20 protein-coding genes are annotated in these 20,945 nt (G+C 65.0%); 15 read left to right on the plus strand and 5 right to left on the minus strand.

Annotated elements, in window-relative coordinates:
• The first annotated feature begins 11 nt into the window (after positions 1 to 11).
• The 8 genes from RFA01S_RS04625 to RFA01S_RS04665 all read left to right on the plus strand — a co-directional run bounded on the left by RFA01S_RS04625 (position 12) and on the right by RFA01S_RS04665 (position 8,597).
• Complete coding sequence (locus RFA01S_RS04625) at positions 12 to 926, plus strand: Rossmann-like and DUF2520 domain-containing protein (protein WP_032406570.1); 915 nt, start codon at positions 12 to 14, stop codon at positions 924 to 926.
• Positions 923 to 1,831 (plus strand): pantoate--beta-alanine ligase, encoded by a 909-nt coding sequence (panC, locus tag RFA01S_RS04630; RefSeq protein ID WP_027494365.1) that lies wholly within the window; start codon positions 923 to 925, stop codon positions 1,829 to 1,831. Before RFA01S_RS04625 ends, panC begins: the two co-directional genes overlap by 4 nt.
• Positions 1,832 to 1,835: 4 nt before the next feature.
• Positions 1,836 to 2,267, plus strand: a complete 432-nt coding sequence (gene panD / locus RFA01S_RS04635) for an aspartate 1-decarboxylase (RefSeq protein WP_027494364.1) — start codon at positions 1,836 to 1,838, stop codon at positions 2,265 to 2,267.
• Between the two features lie 4 nt (positions 2,268 to 2,271).
• A complete protein-coding gene (locus RFA01S_RS04640; protein WP_027494363.1) occupies positions 2,272 to 3,072 on the plus strand; it encodes a type III pantothenate kinase in 801 nt (266 codons plus the stop codon).
• 161 nt (positions 3,073 to 3,233) lie between these two features.
• Positions 3,234 to 3,803 (plus strand): cysteine dioxygenase, encoded by a 570-nt coding sequence (locus tag RFA01S_RS04645; protein ID WP_080736027.1) that lies wholly within the window; start codon positions 3,234 to 3,236, stop codon positions 3,801 to 3,803.
• Positions 3,800 to 4,222 carry a rhodanese-like domain-containing protein gene (locus RFA01S_RS04650; RefSeq protein WP_032364474.1) on the plus strand — a complete coding sequence of 141 codons (423 nt, stop codon included), beginning with the start codon at positions 3,800 to 3,802 and terminating at the stop codon, positions 4,220 to 4,222. Before RFA01S_RS04645 ends, RFA01S_RS04650 begins: the two co-directional genes overlap by 4 nt.
• A gap of 36 nt (positions 4,223 to 4,258) precedes the next feature.
• Positions 4,259 to 5,782: a lysine--tRNA ligase gene (gene lysS, locus RFA01S_RS04655; RefSeq protein ID WP_032406647.1), complete on the plus strand. Its 1,524-nt coding sequence runs from the start codon at positions 4,259 to 4,261 to the stop codon at positions 5,780 to 5,782.
• 274 nt (positions 5,783 to 6,056) lie between these two features.
• Complete coding sequence (locus RFA01S_RS04665; protein WP_027494358.1) at positions 6,057 to 8,597, plus strand: ATP-dependent Clp protease ATP-binding subunit; 2,541 nt, start codon at positions 6,057 to 6,059, stop codon at positions 8,595 to 8,597.
• Between the two features lie 136 nt (positions 8,598 to 8,733).
• Here RFA01S_RS04665 and RFA01S_RS04670 read toward each other — a convergent pair whose 3' ends face one another.
• Both RFA01S_RS04670 and RFA01S_RS04675 read right to left on the minus strand, forming a co-directional pair.
• Positions 8,734 to 10,107: a serine hydrolase domain-containing protein gene (locus RFA01S_RS04670; RefSeq protein ID WP_032406569.1), complete on the minus strand. Its 1,374-nt coding sequence runs from the start codon at positions 10,105 to 10,107 to the stop codon at positions 8,734 to 8,736.
• A gap of 99 nt (positions 10,108 to 10,206) precedes the next feature.
• Positions 10,207 to 11,406, minus strand: coding sequence for a lipase family protein (locus tag RFA01S_RS04675; protein ID WP_174557202.1), 1,200 nt, complete (start codon positions 11,404 to 11,406; stop codon positions 10,207 to 10,209).
• Between the two features lie 94 nt (positions 11,407 to 11,500).
• Between RFA01S_RS04675 and RFA01S_RS04680 the strand changes: the two genes are divergently transcribed.
• Positions 11,501 to 11,938 carry an OsmC family protein gene (locus RFA01S_RS04680; protein WP_027494355.1) on the plus strand — a complete coding sequence of 146 codons (438 nt, stop codon included), beginning with the start codon at positions 11,501 to 11,503 and terminating at the stop codon, positions 11,936 to 11,938.
• A gap of 173 nt (positions 11,939 to 12,111) precedes the next feature.
• A complete protein-coding gene (locus tag RFA01S_RS04685; protein WP_139278373.1) occupies positions 12,112 to 14,406 on the plus strand; it encodes a putative bifunctional diguanylate cyclase/phosphodiesterase in 2,295 nt (764 codons plus the stop codon).
• 16 nt (positions 14,407 to 14,422) lie between these two features.
• Here the strand turns inward: RFA01S_RS04685 and RFA01S_RS04690 are convergent, their stop codons facing one another.
• Entirely contained in the window at positions 14,423 to 14,734 is a 312-nt protein-coding gene (locus RFA01S_RS04690; protein WP_027494354.1) for an antibiotic biosynthesis monooxygenase family protein, read from the minus strand.
• Between the two features lie 36 nt (positions 14,735 to 14,770).
• Between RFA01S_RS04690 and RFA01S_RS04695 the strand changes: the two genes are divergently transcribed.
• Positions 14,771 to 15,547, plus strand: coding sequence for an alpha/beta fold hydrolase (locus RFA01S_RS04695; RefSeq protein ID WP_052054738.1), 777 nt, complete (start codon positions 14,771 to 14,773; stop codon positions 15,545 to 15,547).
• The gene (locus RFA01S_RS04700) at positions 15,514 to 16,323 is read left to right on the plus strand and encodes an alpha/beta fold hydrolase (RefSeq protein WP_032382187.1); all 810 of its coding nucleotides are present in this window, start codon (positions 15,514 to 15,516) and stop codon (positions 16,321 to 16,323) included. Before RFA01S_RS04695 ends, RFA01S_RS04700 begins: the two co-directional genes overlap by 34 nt.
• On the opposite strand, the gene RFA01S_RS04705 is transcribed toward RFA01S_RS04700, so the two are convergent.
• Positions 16,320 to 17,204: an HhH-GPD family protein gene (locus RFA01S_RS04705; protein WP_032382188.1), complete on the minus strand. Its 885-nt coding sequence runs from the start codon at positions 17,202 to 17,204 to the stop codon at positions 16,320 to 16,322. The two genes, RFA01S_RS04700 and RFA01S_RS04705, sit on opposite strands and share 4 nt — an antisense overlap.
• 121 nt (positions 17,205 to 17,325) lie before the next feature.
• Here RFA01S_RS04705 and RFA01S_RS04710 point away from each other — a divergent pair, with 121 nt between their 5' ends.
• The 3 genes from RFA01S_RS04710 to RFA01S_RS04720 all read left to right on the plus strand — a co-directional run bounded on the left by RFA01S_RS04710 (position 17,326) and on the right by RFA01S_RS04720 (position 19,695).
• Positions 17,326 to 17,952, plus strand: coding sequence for a carbonic anhydrase (locus RFA01S_RS04710; protein ID WP_027494350.1), 627 nt, complete (start codon positions 17,326 to 17,328; stop codon positions 17,950 to 17,952).
• Positions 17,953 to 18,063: 111 nt separating this feature from the next.
• The gene (locus RFA01S_RS04715) at positions 18,064 to 18,810 is read left to right on the plus strand and encodes a hypothetical protein (protein ID WP_027494349.1); all 747 of its coding nucleotides are present in this window, start codon (positions 18,064 to 18,066) and stop codon (positions 18,808 to 18,810) included.
• Between the two features lie 15 nt (positions 18,811 to 18,825).
• Positions 18,826 to 19,695, plus strand: coding sequence for an SCO6745 family protein (locus RFA01S_RS04720; protein WP_027494348.1), 870 nt, complete (start codon positions 18,826 to 18,828; stop codon positions 19,693 to 19,695).
• 46 nt (positions 19,696 to 19,741) lie between these two features.
• Here RFA01S_RS04720 and disA read toward each other — a convergent pair whose 3' ends face one another.
• On the minus strand, positions 19,742 to 20,827 hold the full coding sequence (disA, locus tag RFA01S_RS04725) for a DNA integrity scanning diadenylate cyclase DisA (protein WP_027494347.1): 1,086 nt from the start codon (positions 20,825 to 20,827) through the stop codon (positions 19,742 to 19,744).
• Positions 20,828 to 20,945 lie beyond the last annotated feature (118 nt).

Consider the following 20,945-nt stretch of genomic DNA (forward strand, 5'->3'; position numbering starts at 1 on the left):
GGAAAATTTCGGTGACCTCATCAGGGTTCACTGGTGGTCTGTCTCCGGCTCGCTTGACCGTGGGTGTCGTCTCCGCCGGTCGTGTCGGTACGGCATTCGGTGAGGCGCTCGAACGCGTCGGACACGTTGTCGTCGGTGCCGCCGCGGTATCGGACGCATCCATCGAGCGAGTACGTGATCGATTGCCCGAGTCGCAGATTCTGCCTGTCGACGAGGTTGCCCGTCGCGCCGAACTGCTGATTCTGGCGGTGCCGGACTACGAACTGGCCTCGATCGTCGCCGGTCTCGCCGCGACCGGGGCGGTCGCGCCGGGCAAGTTGGTGGCCCACACCTCCGGCGCGAACGGCGTCGCGGTACTGGAGCCGTTGGCTGCCCTTGGCGCGGTTCCGTTGGCGATACATCCGGCCATGACATTCAGCGGCGGACCCGAGGACACCGACCGGATGACGGCCGCGTGCTTCGGCATCACTGCGGGCGACGAGATCGGTTACGCGGTAGCCCAAGCCCTCGTCCTCGAGATCGGTGGCGAGCCGGTGCACGTGCCCGAGAACAACCGGGCGCTCTACCACGCGGCGTTGGCTCACGGCAGCAATCACCTCGTGACGTTGGTCGTCGACGCGGTCGAGGCACTGCGAGTTGCGTTGGCCGGTCCGGGTTTTCCTGGATCCGATGCCGAACGTGGTGTGCCCGAGCGCGTTCTGGCTCCGCTGCTCGAAGCTGCACTGGACAATGCGCTGCGCAACGGACAATCCGCACTGACCGGCCCGGTGGCCCGAGGCGATACCGCGGCTGTGGGCAAACACCTCGAAGTGCTCGAGGCCGTCGATCCACGGATCGCCGCCGGTTACCGTGCGCTGTCGCTGCGGTCCGCCCAACGTATCGGTGCCGCAGCCGAACTGATCGAGATTCTGGAAGGGAAGCGATGACCCTCGCGGGCAGCTACACGAAGGGGCAGTTGACGGTTCACCACGATCCCGCGGTGATCACGTCGGTGTCCAAGGCCCTACGTGGCGTCGGCAAGCAGGTCGCTCTGGTGCCGACCATGGGCGCATTGCATGCCGGCCACCTGCAGTTGGTGCGCCAGGCGAAGCTCACCGGCGCGGTCGTGATCGTGTCGATTTTCGTCAATCCACTGCAGTTCGGCGTGGGGGAGGACCTCGACGCCTATCCGCGGACCCTCGACGCCGATGTCGAACTGCTCCGCGGCGAGGGCGTGGAATTAGTCTTCGCGCCGTCCGCATCGGACATGTACCCGTCCGGGCCGCGCACCACGGTCCATCCCGGTCCGCTCGGTAGTGAACTCGAAGGTGCCAGCAGACCAACGCATTTCGCAGGAATGCTCACCGTCGTGGCCAAGCTGCTGCAGATAGCCGCTCCGCATCGGGCGTACTTCGGGGAGAAGGACTACCAGCAGCTGACGTTGATCCGGCAGATGGTGCGAGACCTGAACTTCGACGTCGCGGTCATCGGAGTCCCGACGGTCCGTGAGCAGGACGGTCTGGCGCTGTCCTCGCGCAACAGGTATCTCGATGCCGAACAGCGTGACGCTGCAATGGCGTTGTCGGCTGCACTCGTGGCCGGGGCGCATGCCGCTGCCGGTGGTCCGGAGGCGATCATCGCCACCGCGCGTGCCGTGCTCGACCAGGTGCCGTTGGTGCAGGTCGACTACCTCGAAGTGCGCGACCCGCATCTCGGCCCGGCTCCCGAACGTGGGGACGGCAGACTGCTCGTGGCGGCCAAGGTGGGTACCACGAGATTGATCGACAACGTCGGTGTCGCAGTCGGCACGGGCTTTCTCGAATACCCCGACGATCCCAAAAGTGGAGAGTGACACGATGTTTCGTACCATGATGAAGTCCAAGATCCATCGCGCCACCGTCACGCACGCGGACCTGCACTATGTGGGCTCGGTGACCGTCGATCAGGAGCTGATGGAAGCAGCCGATCTGCTCGAAGGCGAGCAGGTCACCATTGTCGACATCGACAACGGTGCGCGGCTGGAGACCTACGTGATCACCGGCGAGCGGGGCAGTGGTGTCATCGGAATCAATGGGGCCGCAGCGCATTTGGTGAATCCGGGTGATCTGGTCATCCTGATCGCCTACGGGGTCATGAACGAGCAGGAGGTTGCCGACTACGCACCCCGGGTGGTGTTCGTCGACGACAAGAACCGGCCGGTCGAGCTCGGCAGCGACCCGGCTCATGCGCCCGCCGGTTCGGGTCTGATCACGCCGCGCGATCTGCGGGCCGACTCCGTGCTGGTCTGACTCGATGCTTCTCGCAATCGATGTACGCAACACCAGCACGGTGGTCGGGCTCTTCACCGGCACCGGGGATCACTCGAAACTGCTGCGCGACTGGCGTATTCGAACCGACCCCCATGTGACGGCCGACGAGCTGGCGTTCATGCTGCGGGGGTTGTTGGGCGAACAGGCCGAGCAAATCACCGGGGTGACGGCTCTGTCCACGGTGCCGTCCGTGCTGCGCGAGATGCGGACGATGCTCGTGCGCTACTGGGATCACGTAGTGCACGTGGTGGTCGAACCCGGTGTGCGGACCGGGGTTCCGCTGCTGGTCGACAATCCCAAAGAGGTCGGGGCCGATCGCATCGTCAATACCCTTGCCGCACATGATCTGTACGACTCGGCGTGCATCGTGGTGGATTTCGGCACCACCACGTGTGTCGACGTCGTCTCGGCCAAGGGCGAGTTCCTCGGCGGAGCGATCGCGCCCGGTCTCGAAATTTCGGCCTCGGCCATGTCGACTCGCACCGCGACGCTGCGTGAGGTCGAGATGGTGCGGCCGCGATCGGTGCTGGGAAAGAACACCGTCGAGTGCATCCAGGCGGGCACCATCTTCGGTTTCGCCGGCCTGGTGGACGGGCTCGTCGGACGCATCAGACGTGAGGTGCCGGAGGTCAAAGGCGCCGACGTCGCGGTCATCGGTACCGGAGACATCGCTGCGCTGATCCTGCCCGAGTCGACGACCATCGAGCATCACGAACCCGACCTGACGCTGGAGGGTCTGCGACTGGTCTACGAACGCAACATGGCAAAGCGGCGGCCACGCTGAATGTTTCAGCGGCGGCCACGCTGAGTGTTTCGGTGAAGCGGGGTAGCGCGTCGGGCGTTCGTGTGTCAGAATCGTCGGCGTGATGACGTGCATGGCCACCCAGGAGTGTTGTCGAGGCTGACCGCTGCCTCGTTCGTTACACACCCCTGGAGTAGAGCTTCATGCTTTCCACACCTGTATTTTCTGCACCCACCCGACCCCGTTCGACCTCGCGGTCGGTCTCGACATTGCCGACTCGGCTGCGTCCTCCCGACCTGCTTCGGATCACCGATCAGGGCGCATCGGACGTCCTCGAGGGTCGCTTCGACCACCTGCTTCCCGGCGGTGGACAGTGGCCTACCGACGAGCGTTGGGCCACTCGCCTGCACTCCGACGACGATCTCGACGTCTGGTTGATCAGCTGGGTTCCCGAGCGATCCACCGAACTGCACGATCACGCCGGATCGCTCGGTGCATTGACCGTCCTGAGTGGTTCTTTGCTCGAATACCGTTGGGCGGGAACCGAACTGAAGGAACGTCATCTCGATGCGGGAGATCAGGCAGCCTTTCCGCTGGGATGGGTGCACGACGTGATGCACGATCCGGCGTCGAGCACGACCGGGCCCACCCTCAGCGTGCACGCCTACTCACCGCCGCTGACGGCGATGTCGTACTACGAAGTGACCGAGCGCGCCACGCTGCGCCGGACCCGCAGCGAGCTCACCGCCGAACCCGAGAAGGCCACGAGATGACCATCGTCGAAATGCTCGAATCCGCTCGCGAGACCATCGATCGCATGACCGTCTTCGAACTCCGTGACGCTGTCGACCGCGGCGCGGTCGTCGTCGACATTCGCCCGCAGGCGCAGCGCGCAGTCGAGGGCACCCTGCCCGGTGCGTTGGCCATCGAACGCAACGTCCTCGAATGGCGTCTCGATCCCACCAGTGACGCGCGGCTGGCGATCGCCACCGACCACGACGTCGAGTGGATCGTCATCTGCTCCGAGGGCTACACCTCCTCGCTCGCGGCCGCGTCGCTCAAGCTGCTGGGTCTGCACAAGGCCACCGATCTGGTCGGCGGCTATCAGGCACTGAAGTCGGCCGGGCTGCTCGGGGTGTTGACGCAGGCCAAGCACTGCGTTCGCGAGGCCGAGGCCGTCGCAGCGCACTGATCGTCCCGACAGTCTCGGACTGTAAAGTGTGTGCGCGTGAGTGATACAGCTTCTACCCAGCCGGCCGACGACACCCCGGAGCAGCTACGGATTCGTCGCGCCAAGCGCGCTTCGTTGCTCGAGCGCGGGGTCGAGGCGTACCCGGTGTCGGTTCCGCGGACCCATTCGCTGCTCGAGATCCGCACCCAGTTCCCCGAGCTCGACGCCGACACGACAACCGGCCTGATCGTCGGGGTCGTCGGGCGCGTCATCTTCGTCCGCAACACCGGCAAGCTGTGCTTCGCCACGCTGCAGGAGGGCGACGGTACCCAACTCCAAGCCATGATCAGCCTGGCAGGCGTCGGGGAGGTCGCCCTCGCAGCCTGGAAGTCCGATGTCGATCTCGGTGACTTCGTGTTCGTGCACGGCGAGGTCATCAGTTCTCGTCGCGGTGAGCTGTCGGTCATGGCAGATGCGTGGCAGATCGCGTCGAAGTCGTTGCGGCCGTTGCCCGTCGCGCACAAGGAACTCAGCGAAGAGACCCGTATCAGGCAGCGGTACCTGGATCTGATCACGCGTCCGGAGGCCCGAGAGACCGCCCGCAAGCGCATCGCCGTCGTTCGTGAACTGCGTAACGCACTCGAGCGTCGCGGCTTCCTCGAGGTCGAGACCCCGATGCTCCAGACGCTGCACGGCGGTGCCGCGGCCCGGCCGTTCGTCACCCACTCCAATGCGATGGACACGGACCTGTACCTGCGCATCGCGCCGGAGCTGTTCCTCAAGCGGTGCGTCGTCGGCGGCATCGAGAAGGTTTTCGAGATCAACCGCAACTTCCGCAACGAAGGTGCCGACTCCTCGCACTCGCCGGAGTTCGCGATGCTCGAGACCTACGAGGCCTACGGCACGTACGACGACTCGGCGAAGATGACGCGGGAACTCGTCCAGGAAGTGGCGGTGGCCGCACTCGGATCCACCGTGGTCACTCTGCCCGACGGCACCTCCTACGATCTCGGCGGCGAATGGACGACGCTCGAGATGTACCCGTCGTTGTCGGAGTCGCTCGGATTCGACGTCACCCCCGACACCACCGTCGACGAACTGCTCGCGATCGCCGACAAGGTCGGGCTGGATGTCCCCCGCAAGGACGGCGTCCCGATCTACGGCCACGGCAAGCTCGTCGAGGAACTGTGGGAACACCAGGTGGGCGACGCGTTGACCGAACCGACGTTCGTTCGTGACTTCCCCGTCGAGACGTCGCCGTTGACGCGTCAGCACCGCAGCAAGCCGGGCGTCACCGAGAAGTGGGATCTCTACGTTCGTGGATTCGAGCTGGCGACCGGCTACTCGGAGCTGATCGACCCGATCATCCAGCGCGAGCGCTTCGAGGACCAGGCGCGTCAGGCTGCCGCAGGCGACGACGAGGCGATGGTGCTCGACGAGGACTTCCTGGCGGCCATGGAACAGGGAATGCCGCCGACCACCGGAACCGGTATGGGAATCGACCGTCTGCTGATGGCGTTGACCGGGCTGGGTATCCGAGAAACGATCCTGTTTCCGATCGTCAAGCCGTCGCAGGCCTGATCGGGAGGTATGTCCGCTGTTCGCCAGCAGCGGACATCGAATGGGAAACGTTTTGCAAAGTGCCTGCGTTATGAACAGTAAGCAGGCAGCAGTGAAGTATCCGCTGGGGGTTGCGCAGCATTTCAGGGGTGGAGGGTCGGCGTTCGTCACGTCGGCCAACTACAGTGAGAATCAGTCTTACCTTCAAATGCACAAGCGACCTCAGCGTATGGACACTGCGGAGCTGGAAGAACTGGTGGGCGAGCTACCACCCACCAAGAAGTGAGGGAGAGCGATGTTCGAGAGGTTCACCGATCGCGCGCGGCGTGTTGTCGTCCTGGCTCAAGAAGAAGCCCGGATGCTCAACCACAACTACATCGGCACGGAGCACATTCTGCTCGGCCTCATTCACGAGGGCGAAGGCGTCGCAGCCAAGTCTCTCGAGTCGCTGGGCATCTCCCTCGAAGGAGTACGCAGCCAGGTCGAGGAGATTATCGGCCAGGGCCAGCAGGCTCCGTCCGGTCACATTCCGTTCACTCCGCGCGCCAAGAAAGTACTCGAGCTCAGCCTGCGTGAAGCACTGCAGCTCGGCCACAACTACATCGGCACCGAGCACATCCTGCTCGGCCTGATCCGCGAAGGCGAAGGCGTCGCAGCTCAGGTTCTGGTCAAGCTCGGAGCCGACCTCAACCGCGTGCGCCAGCAGGTCATCCAGCTGCTGTCGGGCTACCAGGGCAAGGAGCCGTCCGAGAGCGGCAGCGGCCGCGGCGAGGCGGGCACCCCGTCGACGTCACTGGTTCTCGACCAGTTCGGACGCAACCTCACCCAGGCCGCGCTCGAAGGCAAGCTCGACCCGGTCATCGGCCGCGCGAAGGAAATCGAGCGCGTCATGCAGGTGCTGTCGCGTCGTACCAAGAACAACCCTGTTCTCATCGGCGAGCCCGGTGTCGGCAAGACCGCAGTCGTCGAAGGCCTGGCTCAGGCCATCGTCAACGGCGAGGTTCCCGAGACGCTCAAGGACAAGCAGCTCTACACCCTCGACCTCGGCTCGCTCGTGGCCGGCAGCCGTTACCGCGGTGACTTCGAGGAGCGCCTGAAGAAGGTGCTCAAGGAGATCAACACCCGCGGCGACATCATCCTGTTCATCGACGAGCTGCACACGCTCGTCGGCGCAGGTGCCGCCGAAGGTGCCATCGACGCAGCGTCGATCCTCAAGCCGAAGCTGGCTCGTGGCGAACTGCAGACCATCGGTGCCACCACGCTCGACGAGTACCGCAAGTACATCGAGAAGGACGCCGCTCTCGAGCGTCGTTTCCAGCCCGTCCAGGTCGGCGAGCCGACCGTCGAGCACACCATCGAGATCCTCAAGGGTCTGCGCGATCGCTACGAGGCACACCACCGCGTCTCGATCACCGACGGTGCACTCGTCGCTGCCGCCACTCTGGCCGACCGGTACATCAACGATCGGTTCTTGCCCGACAAGGCAATCGACCTCATCGACGAGGCGGGCGCGCGGATGCGCATCCGCCGGATGACCGCGCCGCCAGACCTGCGTGAGTTCGACGACAAGATCGCCGACGCACGCCGGGAGAAGGAATCGGCCATCGACGCACAGGACTTCGAGAAGGCTGCGAACCTGCGCGACAAGGAGAAGACCCTCGTCGGTCAGCGTGCCGAGCGGGAGAAGCAGTGGCGCTCCGGTGACCTCGACGTCATCGCCGAGGTCGACGACGAGCAGATCGCCGAGGTTCTGGGCAACTGGACCGGCATCCCCGTCTTCAAGCTCACCGAGGAGGAGACCACCCGTCTGCTCCGCATGGAAGACGAGCTGCACAAGCGGATCATCGGCCAGGTCGAGGCAGTCAAGGCCGTCTCCAAGGCGATCCGTCGTACCCGTGCAGGTCTGAAGGACCCGAAGCGCCCGTCGGGCTCGTTCATCTTCGCCGGCCCGTCAGGTGTCGGTAAGACCGAGCTGTCGAAGGCACTCGCGAACTTCCTCTTCGGCGAGGACGACGCGCTCATCCAGATCGACATGGGCGAGTTCCACGACCGCTTCACCGCGTCGCGTCTGTTCGGTGCTCCTCCCGGATACGTCGGCTACGAAGAGGGTGGCCAGCTCACCGAGAAGGTCCGCCGCAAGCCGTTCTCTGTCGTGCTGTTCGACGAGATCGAGAAGGCACACCAGGAGATCTACAACACCCTCCTGCAGGTGCTCGAAGACGGCCGTCTCACCGACGGCCAGGGACGCACGGTCGACTTCAAGAACACCGTGCTGATCTTCACCTCGAACCTCGGTACCTCGGACATCTCGAAGGCAGTCGGCCTCGGCTTCTCCTCGGGCGAAGGCACCGGATCGAACTACGAGCGGATGAAGCTCAAGGTCAACGACGAGCTGAAGAAGCACTTCCGCCCCGAGTTCCTGAACCGCATCGACGACATCGTCGTGTTCCACCAGCTCACCAAGGACGAGATCATCCAGATGGTCGATCTCATGCTCAACCGAGTCGAAGGTGCGCTCAAGAACAAGGACATGGCGATCGAGGTCACCGAGAAGGCGAAGTCTCTGCTCGCCAAGCGCGGATTCGACCCCGTCCTGGGTGCGCGGCCACTGCGTCGCACCATCCAGCGCGAGATCGAGGACCAGCTGTCGGAGAAGATCCTCTTCGGCGAAATCGAAGCCGGCCAGATCATCCTGGTCGACGTCGAGAACTGGGACGGCGAAGGCGCTGGCGAGGACGCGAAGTTCACGTTCCGCGGTGAGAAGAAAGCCATCATCGTCCCCGACGAGGTCCCGGTCGACCTGGCCAAGGCCGCCGGAGACAGCGACAGCGAGTAAGTTTCACAGCTCCACACAACGGGCGATCCTCTTCGGAGGGTCGCCCGTTGTCGTATGTCCACAAGCCAACCAACACCCGCCCCCCGCCCCCGTTCGCGTCAATGGACCCCTGCAGCGCTCAGACGCATGCAATGGTTCATTCACGCAAATCACCTCCGTGGGTGAATGGGCCGTTGCACCGTTCAGACGTGTGTGCAGGGGTCCATTGACGGAGGGTGCGAACAGCGAGAGCAACGGCGATGACGGCAAGTTCCGACAGCACGAGCCAGAACAGCACTGTCACGTCGGGAGCCCAACGGCCCAGGGTGGAGATGGGTACACCGGTGAGCGTCGGTGTCGCGAAGTACAGCACTCCTCCGGCAGCAACAGCGATGAGGACGTGCGCAGGTGCCCACCGGCCGGGCGCGGTTTGCCGGCGAAGCAGAATGCGGATCGCGCACACGGCGAGCAGCACGGCGACAGCGGTCGAGCCGATCAACAGCATGGCGTACAGGCCCGGGCCGGTGCTGCGGGGCTCGTCGAATCCGAGTCGAGTGAGAACCAGTGCGCGGGCCGCCGAGGCCAACTGTTCGGCTTCGAGTTCGCCGTATCGGTTGGTCGCGAACACTACGGCCATGTGGCGGTCCGGGATGAGCGCGACGTGGGTGAAGTAGCCGGGAACGGCCCCCGAGTGCCAGCGCATCTCGGTACCGTCGGGCAGGGTTTCGACGTACCAGCCGAATCCATAGGACAGTCCCGACCCCGTGGGCACCGCATCTCGACCGGTCGACGCCACAGTGGTGAGTTGGCTCGATGCGTAGCGTGAGAGTTCGTCGATGGATCCGGCGAGGTAGCCGTAGCCCAACCCGGCGTTGTCGATTCCGGTGTCGATGCGTCGAGGGAAGGTGAAGAACGGGACGTGACCGGGTGGCACTGCTTCGCTGGTGTGCACACCGGTTTCACGGGCGACGACGTCGGCGAACGGTTCGTCGGTGATTTTCTCGACGATTGCTTGCAGCAGTAGGTAGTCGAGGCTGGAGTAGCGGAACGAACCCGGGTCGTCGGGTGTGAGCCGCAGGGTGGGCACCACGTCGAGGGCTCGTTCTGTTCTCCCCCACACGTCCAACGCGGTGACGTCGTGGGGTAGCCCGCCGGTGTGGTGGATCAGGTCTGCAACGGTGGCGTCGGCCGAGATGATCGAATTCGATTCGGGCAAAACATCTTCGACGAGATCGGTCAGGTCGAGACGGTGCTGGGCCACGAGCGCCTGCACCGTTGCTGCCGTCACCGATTTCGATACCGAACCCCACACGAAGGGTGTGCCGTCGTCGATCGGGGAACCGTTTCCGTCCATCCCGACCGTCACGTCCTCGGTGACCTCGCCTTCGGAGACGACGCGAAGCGCCACTCCGGGCAGACCCAACACGTCGGCGACGTGCTCGACGTCCGACCGGGCGTCGGTGTCGGGTGGAACAGGAGAGATCGAGGCAAGGATGGCTGCCACGGTCAACAGTGTGTGCACGATGCGCATGAATGGGCGTCCCTCGGTCGGCGAACTGCGTTGCCGCACGAGTGAATCAAGGAACTCCCCGCGATCGCCTCGGTGAAGACCCTGATTTCGGTGCTGAGATCAGGCCTCGGTTCTGTGAACGAGGTCGGCGATCCAGGGCAGTATGTCGGCGTATGCGGCCAGGGCTCCGGGTGCATGGTTCGCGCCGGTGATCGGGACGACCGGAAAGTCGTATTCGCGGTAGGTGACGTCGGCGCCGAGGTCCTGCCAGCGTTCGAGCAGAGCCCGGGATTGCTCGATCGGTACGACGTCGTCCGCGACGCCGTGCGACAGGTAGACCGGCATGCTCGGTGCAATTCGGCCGACGGTGTTCGCATCGATCACGTCGACGATTCCGGGGTCGTTCAGGTGTTCGGTGAGTGGGCGTCCGTTGCGGGTGAGTTCGCTGGTGTCGATAGCGTCGTTCGCTGCGCGGTCGGTGCTGCACCAATTCTGCGCGGCGTCGAGCAGCGCGGTGCCGTCGGCGTCGAACACGCTTCGGATCTCGTCGGCACGTTCGGGGTAGGCGTTGATCATGCCGTCGACCGCGAACAGGATGGCGCTGCCGAGTGTGGTGCCGTCGAGGGGCTCGATGTTGAGCGTCGGATCTGCCGGTGGCGCACCGACATAGGCGCCGACGATGTTGAGCTCGGGGGCATACCCATTGGCGAGTTCGGCCGCCGAGGCCGAGGCGAACCCACCCTCCGAGTACCCGTACAGCACCACCGGCGCGTCATCGTCGGCGGTTCTGGCTACGTCGAGCAACGCGTGTCCCGAGGCCAGACGGTTCAGATACGTGTGCCCGCCCGGAGTGCCGAGTCCCTGGTAGTCGGTCGCTACGATGCGATAGCCGGCCAGCAGTAGCGGCAGGATGGCGGGGGACGACCCGACGGTACCGAGTACCGCCGATCCGGCACAGCGATCTGCCATCCCGGATGTGCCGGGCGCGTAGGCGATCACCGGTCGCGGTCCGGGACCGGGCCACGGCGCGGTGGGGGTCATCGTGTACCCGGAGACGGTCATGGGTTCGCCGTGCGTATCGATGGAGGTGTACAGGATTCGTTCGATGTCGAAGCCGAGTCCGAAACCTTTGGGCGAGTTCATCGGTCGTACTCGCACCACATCGCCGGGCGAATGTCCCGTCGATTCCACCGGCAGGTCGTAGAAGTCCGACAGGGGATCGGCGACGACGGGTGCCGACAGCGTGACACCCCAGACGAGCGCCGCCGCCACGATCATCGCTGTTCGCCGCAGGCAACTGGTGGCTCGCTCGTTCGTCATGTCGAGATCTCCGCACTCGATGGCCCGGTCACCCCGCCGACGTTAGCCTGAGTATCGGCCCTATGAAGGGTCGACGACGAAAGGACTCGGTTCGATGCCAACACGTACCTCACGCACCGCATGGAATGGAACTCTCGAACAAGGTTCCGGCCAGGTGGAGCTGTCCAGTTCTGGTGCAGCGACGTTCGACGTGTCGTTTCCCAAGCGTGCCGCCGAGAACGCCGACGGCACCACCAGCCCGGAGGAACTGATCGCAGCGGCTCATTCGAGCTGTTACGCGATGCAATTGTCGGCGCTGATCGCAGAAGCGGGCGGTACTCCGCAGAGTCTCGAAGTCACCGCTGATGTCTCGCTCGGTCCGGATCAGCCCGGTTTCAAGCTCACCGGTATCAAATTGACCGTCCGCGGCGAGGTGGACGGTCTCGACGCCGACGGGTTTGCGAAGGCGGCGCAGGCAGCGAAAGAGACCTGCCCGGTCAGCAAGGCTCTCACCGGTGTCGAGATCACGCTGGACGCCGCGCTCGAAGGCTGATCGAACGGATCACCCGATGTGAGACTGGCGAACAGTCGTCAGGTTTGAAATAGTTCGTGAATCGACCCATCCACGGATGGTTCGGTGCCGAATCGAGGTCAAGCATCGGGTTAGATCGGCTGTTGCATACCTTTGGGGAATGTAACGACCAGCCTAGGAAGGATGTGCCCACCATGTTGTGGACGCGCTTCCTAGGCCTGGGTGCCCTCGCAGTCGCAGCGCACGCGGCAGCCCCGCACGGATTACCCCGCGACATCGTCTATGCAATCGTGGTCCTGGCCACAATGGCGGCATTCGTCTATCGGTACCTGCGCGAGCACGGTCCGGATCGGCGCACATGGAAGTACATGGCCCTCGGTGTCGGCTGTTGGGGCGTGGGGGACGGCTTGGTCGCCCTGATGCAGTACGGGGGCGGTCGGGTCTCGACTTTCTCGGCCGCGGACGTGCTGTTTCTGGCCGGGTACGTGATCATCGCTGTGGGGTTCGCGCGTGCGGCCGACGAGAACGGGCTCGTTTTCGGTTTGGAAGAGCTGCTCGAATGTCTGGTGGTCGCAGTGGGCGTCGGTCTGGCCGCGTGGATGTTCGTCGTTCCCGGCGACTGGACGGGGCCGCTGGCCTCGATGCTCTCGTTCCTGCCTGCGACCGTCTACCTGACCATCGACGCGTTCTTGCTCACTCTCATCGGCAGTCTCTATCTGTTGACGCGTTCGACCGGAATCCCGGTCGTGGCTGCCACCATCGGCACAGTGCTTCTCACCGTGTCCGACTTCGCCACCTACTCTCGGCTCGACGATGTCGAGCTCTACCGCTCGCTGATCCCGAACACGCTGTGGCTGGCGGCCTACGTGTGCTTCGGAGTCGTTGCGCTGTTCGTGCCGGAGCGGGCGGTCGCACGGATCGAGCGGCCCAGTCCGTTCAGGTTCGGGCGAGCACGATTCGTCGGTCTGGGTCTCGCGGTTGCCGTCACCCCGGCGGCCATGGCCGTGCAACTGGCTCGCGGAGTGCCCGTCGCGCAGTGGGGTTGGGTGATCGTGCTGTCCTCTGCGTTGGTCATATCCCTGGTCGGCGGCAGGATGGCCTGCTTCCTCGGAACGCTGCGCAGGCAGGCTTCGGTGCTCGAGAACGTGGCACGAACGGATGCCGTTACCGGACTGGGGAACCGCAGGCTGCTTCGGGAGCGCCTCGACACGATGCTCGCCACGCGCGGCGAATCGGACGTCTTCACGCTCGTGGTCGACATCGACCGTTTCGCTCAGATCAACGAGACGTTCGGGTACAGCGTGGGCGACAGCGTGCTCCGCGAGATCGGCCATCGCCTCGTCGCCTCGGTGCGGTCCGACGATCTGGTGGGGCGGCTGGGAGGCGATCAGTTCGTCGTGGCGATGCGTCGGATGCCGGGCAGGACCGATATTTTCGACATGGCACATCGGCTCCAATTCGCGGTCAGCAGAACGATGTTCGTGCACGACATCAACGTCGCCCTCGACGCGGCGGTAGGGATAGCGGCGTTCGAGGAGTGTTCGGGGGCGTCCGAGACGAACGGCGTCGACGGCGAGGCGATGTTGCAGCGAGCTCATGTGGCATTGACGTCCGCGAAGGCAGGCCATGCTCGCATCGGTCTGTACGAGCCCGACATGGACCGAAACCGACACGATCAGATGCGACTGTTGGGCGAGCTCGACACGGCGATCCGTGACCATCAGCTCCGGGTGTTCTTCCAGCCGTGTCTCGATCTCGAGTCGGGCAGCGTCGACCGGGTCGAGGCTCTGCTGCGGTGGCTGCACCCTCGCGAGGGACTGATCGGGCCGTCGACGTTTCTCCCCGATGCCGAGCGCACCGGCATGTTGCCCGCCATCACCGCACTGGTACTGGACGAGGCACTCGCGCAGTGCAGCGCACTACGACGGCGAGGCATCACTCTGTCTGTCTCGGTGAACCTTTCGGTTCGGAATCTTCTCGACGAGACACTCACCGAACAGGTCGCCGCGGCACTGGCGAAACACTCCGTACCGGCGCACGCCCTGGAGTTCGAGGTCACCGAAACGACAGCCATGACCGACCCGGTGCGATCGGTGGCTGCGTTGACCGCGTTGCGCAACCTGGGGGTGACTCTGGCCATCGACGATTACGGGACCGGCTACAGTTCGCTGGCGTACCTGCAGACCTTGCCGGTGCAGACCCTCAAGATCGACCGCTCGTTCGTCTCGAAGATGAACTCCGACGACACCGACGCGTCCATCGTTCGCTCGACCATCGACCTGGCCCGCAGTCTGGGTGTGCGAATCATGGCCGAGGGCGTCGAGGATGCAGGCACCCTCGACGCCCTTCGTCGGCTGGGTTGCGATGCAGCACAAGGCTTTTACCTCGGTCGCCCGATGCCTGCCGAGCTGTTGTTCGACGCCGTGCACAAACTCGATTCCGATACGCCCACCAGACTGGAGTGGGAGCTCGCCCGTCAGCCCATCTGACGGGCGAACTGCGTCGTCACGAGGTGGCGGGCACGTCCAGCACGACCTCGAACTCCAACAGTGACGCGCCCGACGCGACCGGCTTGCTCTCGCCGGAACCGGCGTGCGCCTGCCGTGACGGGCCACCGGACCAGGCCTGGAACGACTCCTCGTCCTCCCACTGGGTGACGACGAAATAGCGTGTCTCGCCCTTGACCGGACGGAGCAACTGGAACCCGAGGAAACCGGGCGAACCGTCGACCGTTCCGGCACGCGCGGCGAAGCGCTTCTCGAGCTCGGGGCCTGCGCCCTCGGGTACGTCGATCGCGTTGATCTTCACAATGGCCATTCTGGGGAGACTACCCCGCCGATATGCTCGGCGGTGATGCTCTACGACGAGGGTGGATCCGGCCGTTCGATACTGCTGCTGCACGGGCTGATGGGCAGTGCGGCGACGTGGCGACGCCAGATTCCGTGGCTCCGAGAATTCGGGCGGGTGCACACCTACGACGCCCCGGGCCACCGTCGGCCTCCGCCGCCCGAACTGACGACAGAGGCGTTCGTGGACGACCTGATCGAGCACCTCGAAACGGTGGGTCCCAGTGTGCTGGTCGGTCATTCGATGGGAGCGCTGCACGGCTGGTGTGCGGCTGCGCGGCGACCGGATCTGGTCACCGCGCTCGTCGTAGAAGACATCGCGCCGGACTTTCGCGGTCGAACGGCGGACGGCTGGGCGGCGATGATCCGGGCGTGGCCGCAACCGTTCCCGGACGCCGACGCGGTACGCACCTTCTTCGGAGATGTTGCCGGACAGTACTTTTTGGATTCGTTCGAGCTCAGCGACGACGGCTGGCGACTGCACGGTGACGTCGATACGTTCGAGGCCATTTCGCAGGAGTGGGGGACGCGGCACTTCTGGAACGAATGGGATGCCGTCCGTGCTCCGGTTCTGTTGATCGAAGGTGAGCACACCATCACGCCGGCCGGCCAGATGAGCCGAATGCACTCGGCCAAGCCCGGATCGGTGTACGTCCGAGTCGAGGGTGCGGCGCATCTCGTTCACGACGAAGCCCCGGAGCGGTATCGCGACGCCGTCGAGGGGTTCCTGCGCACACTAGGATCATCCGAATGCCGCTCGCACAGCTCAACGGAATCGACCTGAACTACGACGTCACCGGTGACGGACCGCTCGTGGTTCTGGTGATGGGAACGGGAAGCCCGGGCCGCGTCTGGCGAACCCATCAGGTTCCCGCGCTGGTGAAGAGCGGATATCGCGTGGTCACATTCGACAATCGCGGTATCGCACCGTCGTCCGAGTGTGCGCGCGGGATGACGCTCGACGACCTGGTCGCAGACACCGCCGCCTTGATCGAACATCTCGGCGGCGGAAAGGTGCGCGTCGTCGGCACGTCGATGGGCGCACGCGTCACCCAGGAATTGGCGTTGGCGCGGCCGGATCTGGTGTCGCACGCAGTGATGATGGCCACCTACGGCAAAAACACCACGATGCGTCAGCAGTTGACGAAGGGCGAGAAAGATCTGTTCGACGCCGGAGTCGAACTTCCGGCCTCGTACCGGGCGGCGATGACTGCGATGCAGAACTTCTCGCCCAAGACTTTGGCCGACGAGGCAGCGATCGGCGACTGGCTGGCGGTGCTCGAATACTCCGGCGGCAAGAAGACGGCCGGTATGCGGGCGCAGATCGGACTCGAAATGCGTGCCGGCACAGACAGATTGATAGCGTATCGCCGAATTTCGGCCAAGTCGCTCGTCGTCGGATTTGCCGACGACCGGCTCATTCCGGTGCAGCAGTGCCGCGAAGTGGCTGCGGCGATACCCGGTGCGCGCTACGTCGAAATCGCCGATACGGGCCACTTCGGCTACCTCGAACGACCCGACGCGGTCAATGCGACTCTGGTGGAGTTTCTGGCGTCCTAGCTGTCCGAACCCTCACCAGCCAGCGCGAACAAACCCGATTCGGTCTGCTCGATCAAGCCGTCGGTCAACAGTGAGTCCAACGCGCGGTCACGCTGGGTTGGGTCGGTGGGCCAGACGATGTCGAGCTGAGCCCGCTCCACCGGCCCCGTGCTCTCTCGCAGGACCGACATCAGTTTACCGCGTACCTGTCGATCGGTTCCGGCGAACTTCTGCACCTTCTTCGCCGGGCCGGTGTGCGCAGGCCGCCCGGCCTCGATCCAGGCGCACTCGGGAAGTGGGCAAAGCAGGCACGCCGGATTCTTTGCGGTGCAGATGAGCGCACCGAGCTCCATCAACGCCGCCGAATACCGGGCGGCGCGGGGCACGCTCTTTGGAAGCAGTTGTTCGACGTCGGCCAAATCCCTTGCCGTCGAGGGATTTCCAGGCTCGGCGTTGCCGTGCAACGCACGCGCGACGACGCGTCGAACATTGGTGTCCACCACCGGAACTCGCTGGCCGTACGCGAAAGTCGCCACCGCCCTGGCCGTATAGGCCCCGATGCCGGGCAGGCCGAGCAAGGTATCGACGTCCTGCGGAACCTCGTCGCCGTAGTCCTCGGCGAGCACCCGAGAACACTCGTGCAGACGCAATGCGCGACGCGGGTACCCCAGCTTCCCCCACGCCCGCAGCACCTCGGCCTGCGACGACGCGGCCATCGCCGAGGGGACCGGCCACCGCTGCACCCACTGCTCCCAGATGGGAGCCACCCGCACGACGGGCGTCTGCTGCAGCATGATCTCGCTCATCAGGATCTGCCATGCGGTCACTCCCGGACGACGCCACGGCAGGTCGCGTCCGTCGGTATCGAACCATCCGAGCAGGGCCTCGGGATCGATCGGCAACTGTGCGCCCTTCTTCTCGTGTCTGTGACGGGTACCAACAGTAGTGAACCCGACTCGCCGGTAACCCTCTGCGCGTGCACCCGACTCGCCGGTAACCCGCTGCGCGTGCACAATGAGAGCTATGCCTGCTTCGAATCCGATCGCTGCCTGGAAGTCACTCAAGGAAGGCAACCAACGGTTCGTCTCCGGAGAGGTCCTGCATCCGTCGCAGGGTATCGAGGACCGCGCCCGGCTCGAGAGCGCTCAGCACCCCGGGGCCATCCTGTTCGGCTGCGCCGACTCACGCGTCGCCGCTGAGATCATCTTCGATCAGGGGCTCGGCGACATGTTCGTCGTTCGTACCGCCGGCCACGTCGTCGATTCCGCTGTTCTGGGCTCCATCGAGTACGGCGTCGCGGTGCTCAATGCTCCGCTGATCGTCGTGCTCGGACACGACCACTGCGGTGCCGTCCAGGCGACCGTCGACGCACTCGAGAGCGGTGACGTGCCCGGCGGCTACATCCGCGACGTCGTCGAGCGCGTCACCCCGTCGGTGCTCTCGGCCCGACGCGACGGCCACGAAGCCGTCGACGAGTTCGAGGCGCGCCACGTCCAGGAAACCGGCAACCTGCTGATGCAGCGTTCGCGCATCGTCGCCGAGAAGGTCGAAGCCGGCGAGCTGGCGATCGTCGGACTCACGTACCAGCTGTCCAAGGGGCGTGCGCAGCTTCGCGAGGTCATCGGCGACATCGGCGAACAGCCCGCCTGAACGGTCGAGCAGCCCGCCTGACGGTCCGGCAGCCCCCGAAAGCCCGTTCGCCGGTGCGACACGCCGCGTGGGCTCAGGGATAGCCAGGCTTCGGCCGCATACGGTTGATTCGTGTTGGAACCGACCGGGCCATTGCCTCCCGAAATCTATTGGCGACGCCGCGCACTCGCCATCGGTGCGGCCGTTGTCGTCCTCGGCTTGATCGTGTGGTTCATCGCCTCGCTCAGCGGTCGTTCCGACGACCCCGAGGCCGCTCCGGCCGGGGTCGCAGCTCCGGCGACCACGTCCGCCCTGCCGTCGCCCAGCTCGTCTGCCACGCCCGGTGGTTCGGGTGGCTCCGGTGGTTCGGGTGAGGGATCGGGCGGTTCCGGTGGGTCCGGTGGTTCGGGCGGCGGTACCGACTCCGCGGCCGGCGGTGGCACGACAGCAGCAACGACCAGTGGTGCGCCCGCTCCGGCGATCGCCAACCAGTGCCCGGATCAGTCCCTCGCGATCAAGGTGACGCCCGAGAAGGCCACCTATCGCCTCGGCGAAGAGCCCGTGTTCACCGTCGTGATCACCAACATCGGGTCAGCGGAGTGCCAGCGCGACGTCGGTGCCGGGTTGCAGCAGGCACTCGTCTACACGCTCGACAATCAGCGCATCTGGTCCAACATCGACTGCTTCCCGAACGCTGCGTCGGATCTGCGAACCTTCAAGCCCGGTGAGCAGGCCGGCTTCACGGTGAAGTGGTCGGGCACCAACTCGGTTCCCGGTTGCGGTGAAGAGCGCGTCCCGGTCGGCGTCGGTGCATACCAGGCCATCGCGCAGCTCGGCGAGCTCAAGAGCGTGCCGGAACCGTTCAACATCACCGGCTGAGTACGGTCGAATCTCATGACCACCCCGACAGCGCTTGCCCGAGCGGCCTACACGACGCTCGAACCCTTCCATGTGACCGCGTACTTCAATCCGGAACTCGGATCTGCGTACGAGGACACCGGACTCGACGGACATGCCTGGTACGTGGGCGCACGGGCCGCGCCGATGGGTCCGTGCGCGCCCAGCGTCGTCGCGGCTGCGTTCTACAACTTCAACCCGGTGTTGATCGAGCAGGCGTGGCCGGCCGCTGTGGCCGTCGGTCTGGATGCGGTGTCCGATCGTCGGTGGGCACTGCTCGACTCCGTCCTCGGCGCAGCCTTGGGTTCCTTGGCCTCCGAGCCCGATCTCGCGACCATCGCGGAGCGATTACGCAGCATCGGCGACGCGGCGTCCTTCGCCGGCCGTCCTCTCGCAGCAGCATGGCATTCCACCGAACGACCCGACGTGCCTCATCTCGCCCTGTGGCATTCGATCACCGTGCTGCGTGAATGGCGGGGCGACGGCCACCTCGCCGCGTTGATCGACGCGGAACTCGACCCCGCGGAAGCAGCGGTATTTCACGAAGCCGTCCGCCCGACACCACAGCCCGGGCGTCGAGCGCTCGGCAAGCGCATCACACAGCTGACGCGACAGTGGTCCGAGACCGAATGGGATTCGGCTGCAGAACGACTCGCCGTCCGGGGACTGCTCACCACTTCTGCCGAGGGGGAGACGTTGACCGAGGCCGGCACCGCTCTCGATCGGCACATCGAGGAGCGCACCGACGCCATGGCTTCGGCAGTGTGGAAGACCGTTCCGGATGCGGAGCAGCTGATCACGAGCGCACGGCCCTACGTGAAAGCCGTGATCGACGCTGGTTTCCTCCCGGGGACCAAGAAGCGGTAGGGGTTACCGGTTCTCCCAGTGGTCCCGGGTAGGGTCGTAGCGCTTCCTAGTCGTAGGGCCCGGAGATCGAGGCCTCTGCCAAGCGGGACAGTCCCTCACGAATGTGTCTGGCCCACAGGCCGCCGATGCCGTCGACCGACTGCAGATCGGCGGCGGTTGCGGCCAGCAGGCCCTGCAAAGTGCCGAATGCGCCCACGAGTCGGTGAATCTGGCTGAACTGCAACCGCGGCACTCGCGTCAGTACGCGATAACCGCGCGGACTCATCGGGGTGTCCAACGCTTCGATGGTCGCGGGATAACCGAATGCCCGGGACAGAGTCGTCAGGTCCAACAGGTCGACATCGGTCAGCTTGTCCAGCGCCGCGAGCGCTTTCTCCACACCGGTGGTGCTCGACGGTTCGTTGCCGGCGAGATAGTCGCGCACGATCAGTTGACGGTCGATGTCGTTGTCGCCCAACAACTCTTCGAGCTGAAGAGCGAGCTGACGGCCGTCGGTGCCGAGTTCGAGGACGTTCTGCTCGATTTCCACCGACACCCGTCGCACCATCTCGAGGCGCTGGGCGACGGTCAACGCGTCGCGCAGGGTCACGAAATCTTCGATCTCCACGACCGAGAGCTGACGCGTGTTCTCGTCGAGCCGGGCCTTGTATCGCTCGAGCGTGGCGACGGCCTGATTGGCGCGCGAGAGGATGGTGGCTGAGCCCTCGACGACGTGCCTGATGCCGCTGATGTAGACACTGACGATGCTCATCGACTGGCTCACGGAGACAACGGGATACCCGGTCTGCATCGCGGTTCGCTCGGCCGCGCGGTGTCGGGTGCCGGATTCGACGGTAGGAATCTTGTGGTCGGGGACGAGCTGAACATTGGCCCGAACGATGCGCTGCCCGTCGGTCGAAAGCACTACTGCGCCATCCATTTTCGACAGCTCGCGCAGTCGTGTCGGCGCGAACTCGACATCGAGCTCGAACCCGCCGTCGCAGATGGCCTCGACCTCTTCGTCGTAGCCCAGGACGATCAATCCGCCGGTGCGGCCGCGCAGGATTCGTTCGAGACCGTCCCGCAGGGCGGTGCCCGGTGCCAGTCGAGCGATGGTCTCGCGTAACGCCGGGGACTGCGCGGCGCCTTCCATGGCCAACCCCCTCGTGTCGTAACGGCATGCGGCAGATCTGGAGCTCGTGCCCAACAAAGACTAACGCGCCGCCGAATGCGGGCCACGCCGTTGCACACGGGCAGCGCCGTAAAGGGTA

The sequence above is a fragment of the Rhodococcoides fascians NBRC 12155 = LMG 3623 genome (assembly GCF_001894785.1).
Classification (GTDB): Bacteria; Actinomycetota; Actinomycetes; order Mycobacteriales; family Mycobacteriaceae; genus Rhodococcoides; species Rhodococcoides fascians.

Bases quoted from the DNA above. Each gene is read 5' to 3' on its own strand.
- panC (WP_027494365.1), top strand. From the start codon at position 923: ATGACCCTCGCGGGCAGCTACACGAAGGGGCAGTTGACGGTTCACCAC.
- panD (WP_027494364.1), top strand. From the start codon at position 1,836: ATGTTTCGTACCATGATGAAGTCCAAGATCCATCGCGCCACCGTCACG.
- RFA01S_RS04640 (WP_027494363.1), top strand. From the start codon at position 2,272: ATGCTTCTCGCAATCGATGTACGCAACACCAGCACGGTGGTCGGGCTC.
- RFA01S_RS04645 (WP_080736027.1), top strand. From the start codon at position 3,234: ATGCTTTCCACACCTGTATTTTCTGCACCCACCCGACCCCGTTCGACC.
- RFA01S_RS04650 (WP_032364474.1), top strand. From the start codon at position 3,800: ATGACCATCGTCGAAATGCTCGAATCCGCTCGCGAGACCATCGATCGC.
- RFA01S_RS04665 (WP_027494358.1), top strand. From the start codon at position 6,057: ATGTTCGAGAGGTTCACCGATCGCGCGCGGCGTGTTGTCGTCCTGGCT.
- RFA01S_RS04670 (WP_032406569.1), bottom strand. From the start codon at position 10,107: ATGCGCATCGTGCACACACTGTTGACCGTGGCAGCCATCCTTGCCTCG.
- RFA01S_RS04675 (WP_174557202.1), bottom strand. From the start codon at position 11,406: ATGACGAACGAGCGAGCCACCAGTTGCCTGCGGCGAACAGCGATGATC.
- RFA01S_RS04680 (WP_027494355.1), top strand. From the start codon at position 11,501: ATGCCAACACGTACCTCACGCACCGCATGGAATGGAACTCTCGAACAA.
- RFA01S_RS04685 (WP_139278373.1), top strand. From the start codon at position 12,112: ATGTTGTGGACGCGCTTCCTAGGCCTGGGTGCCCTCGCAGTCGCAGCG.
- RFA01S_RS04690 (WP_027494354.1), bottom strand. From the start codon at position 14,734: ATGGCCATTGTGAAGATCAACGCGATCGACGTACCCGAGGGCGCAGGC.
- RFA01S_RS04695 (WP_052054738.1), top strand. From the start codon at position 14,771: ATGCTCTACGACGAGGGTGGATCCGGCCGTTCGATACTGCTGCTGCAC.
- RFA01S_RS04700 (WP_032382187.1), top strand. From the start codon at position 15,514: ATGCCGCTCGCACAGCTCAACGGAATCGACCTGAACTACGACGTCACC.
- RFA01S_RS04710 (WP_027494350.1), top strand. From the start codon at position 17,326: ATGCCTGCTTCGAATCCGATCGCTGCCTGGAAGTCACTCAAGGAAGGC.
- RFA01S_RS04720 (WP_027494348.1), top strand. From the start codon at position 18,826: ATGACCACCCCGACAGCGCTTGCCCGAGCGGCCTACACGACGCTCGAA.
- disA (WP_027494347.1), bottom strand. From the start codon at position 20,827: ATGGAAGGCGCCGCGCAGTCCCCGGCGTTACGCGAGACCATCGCTCGA.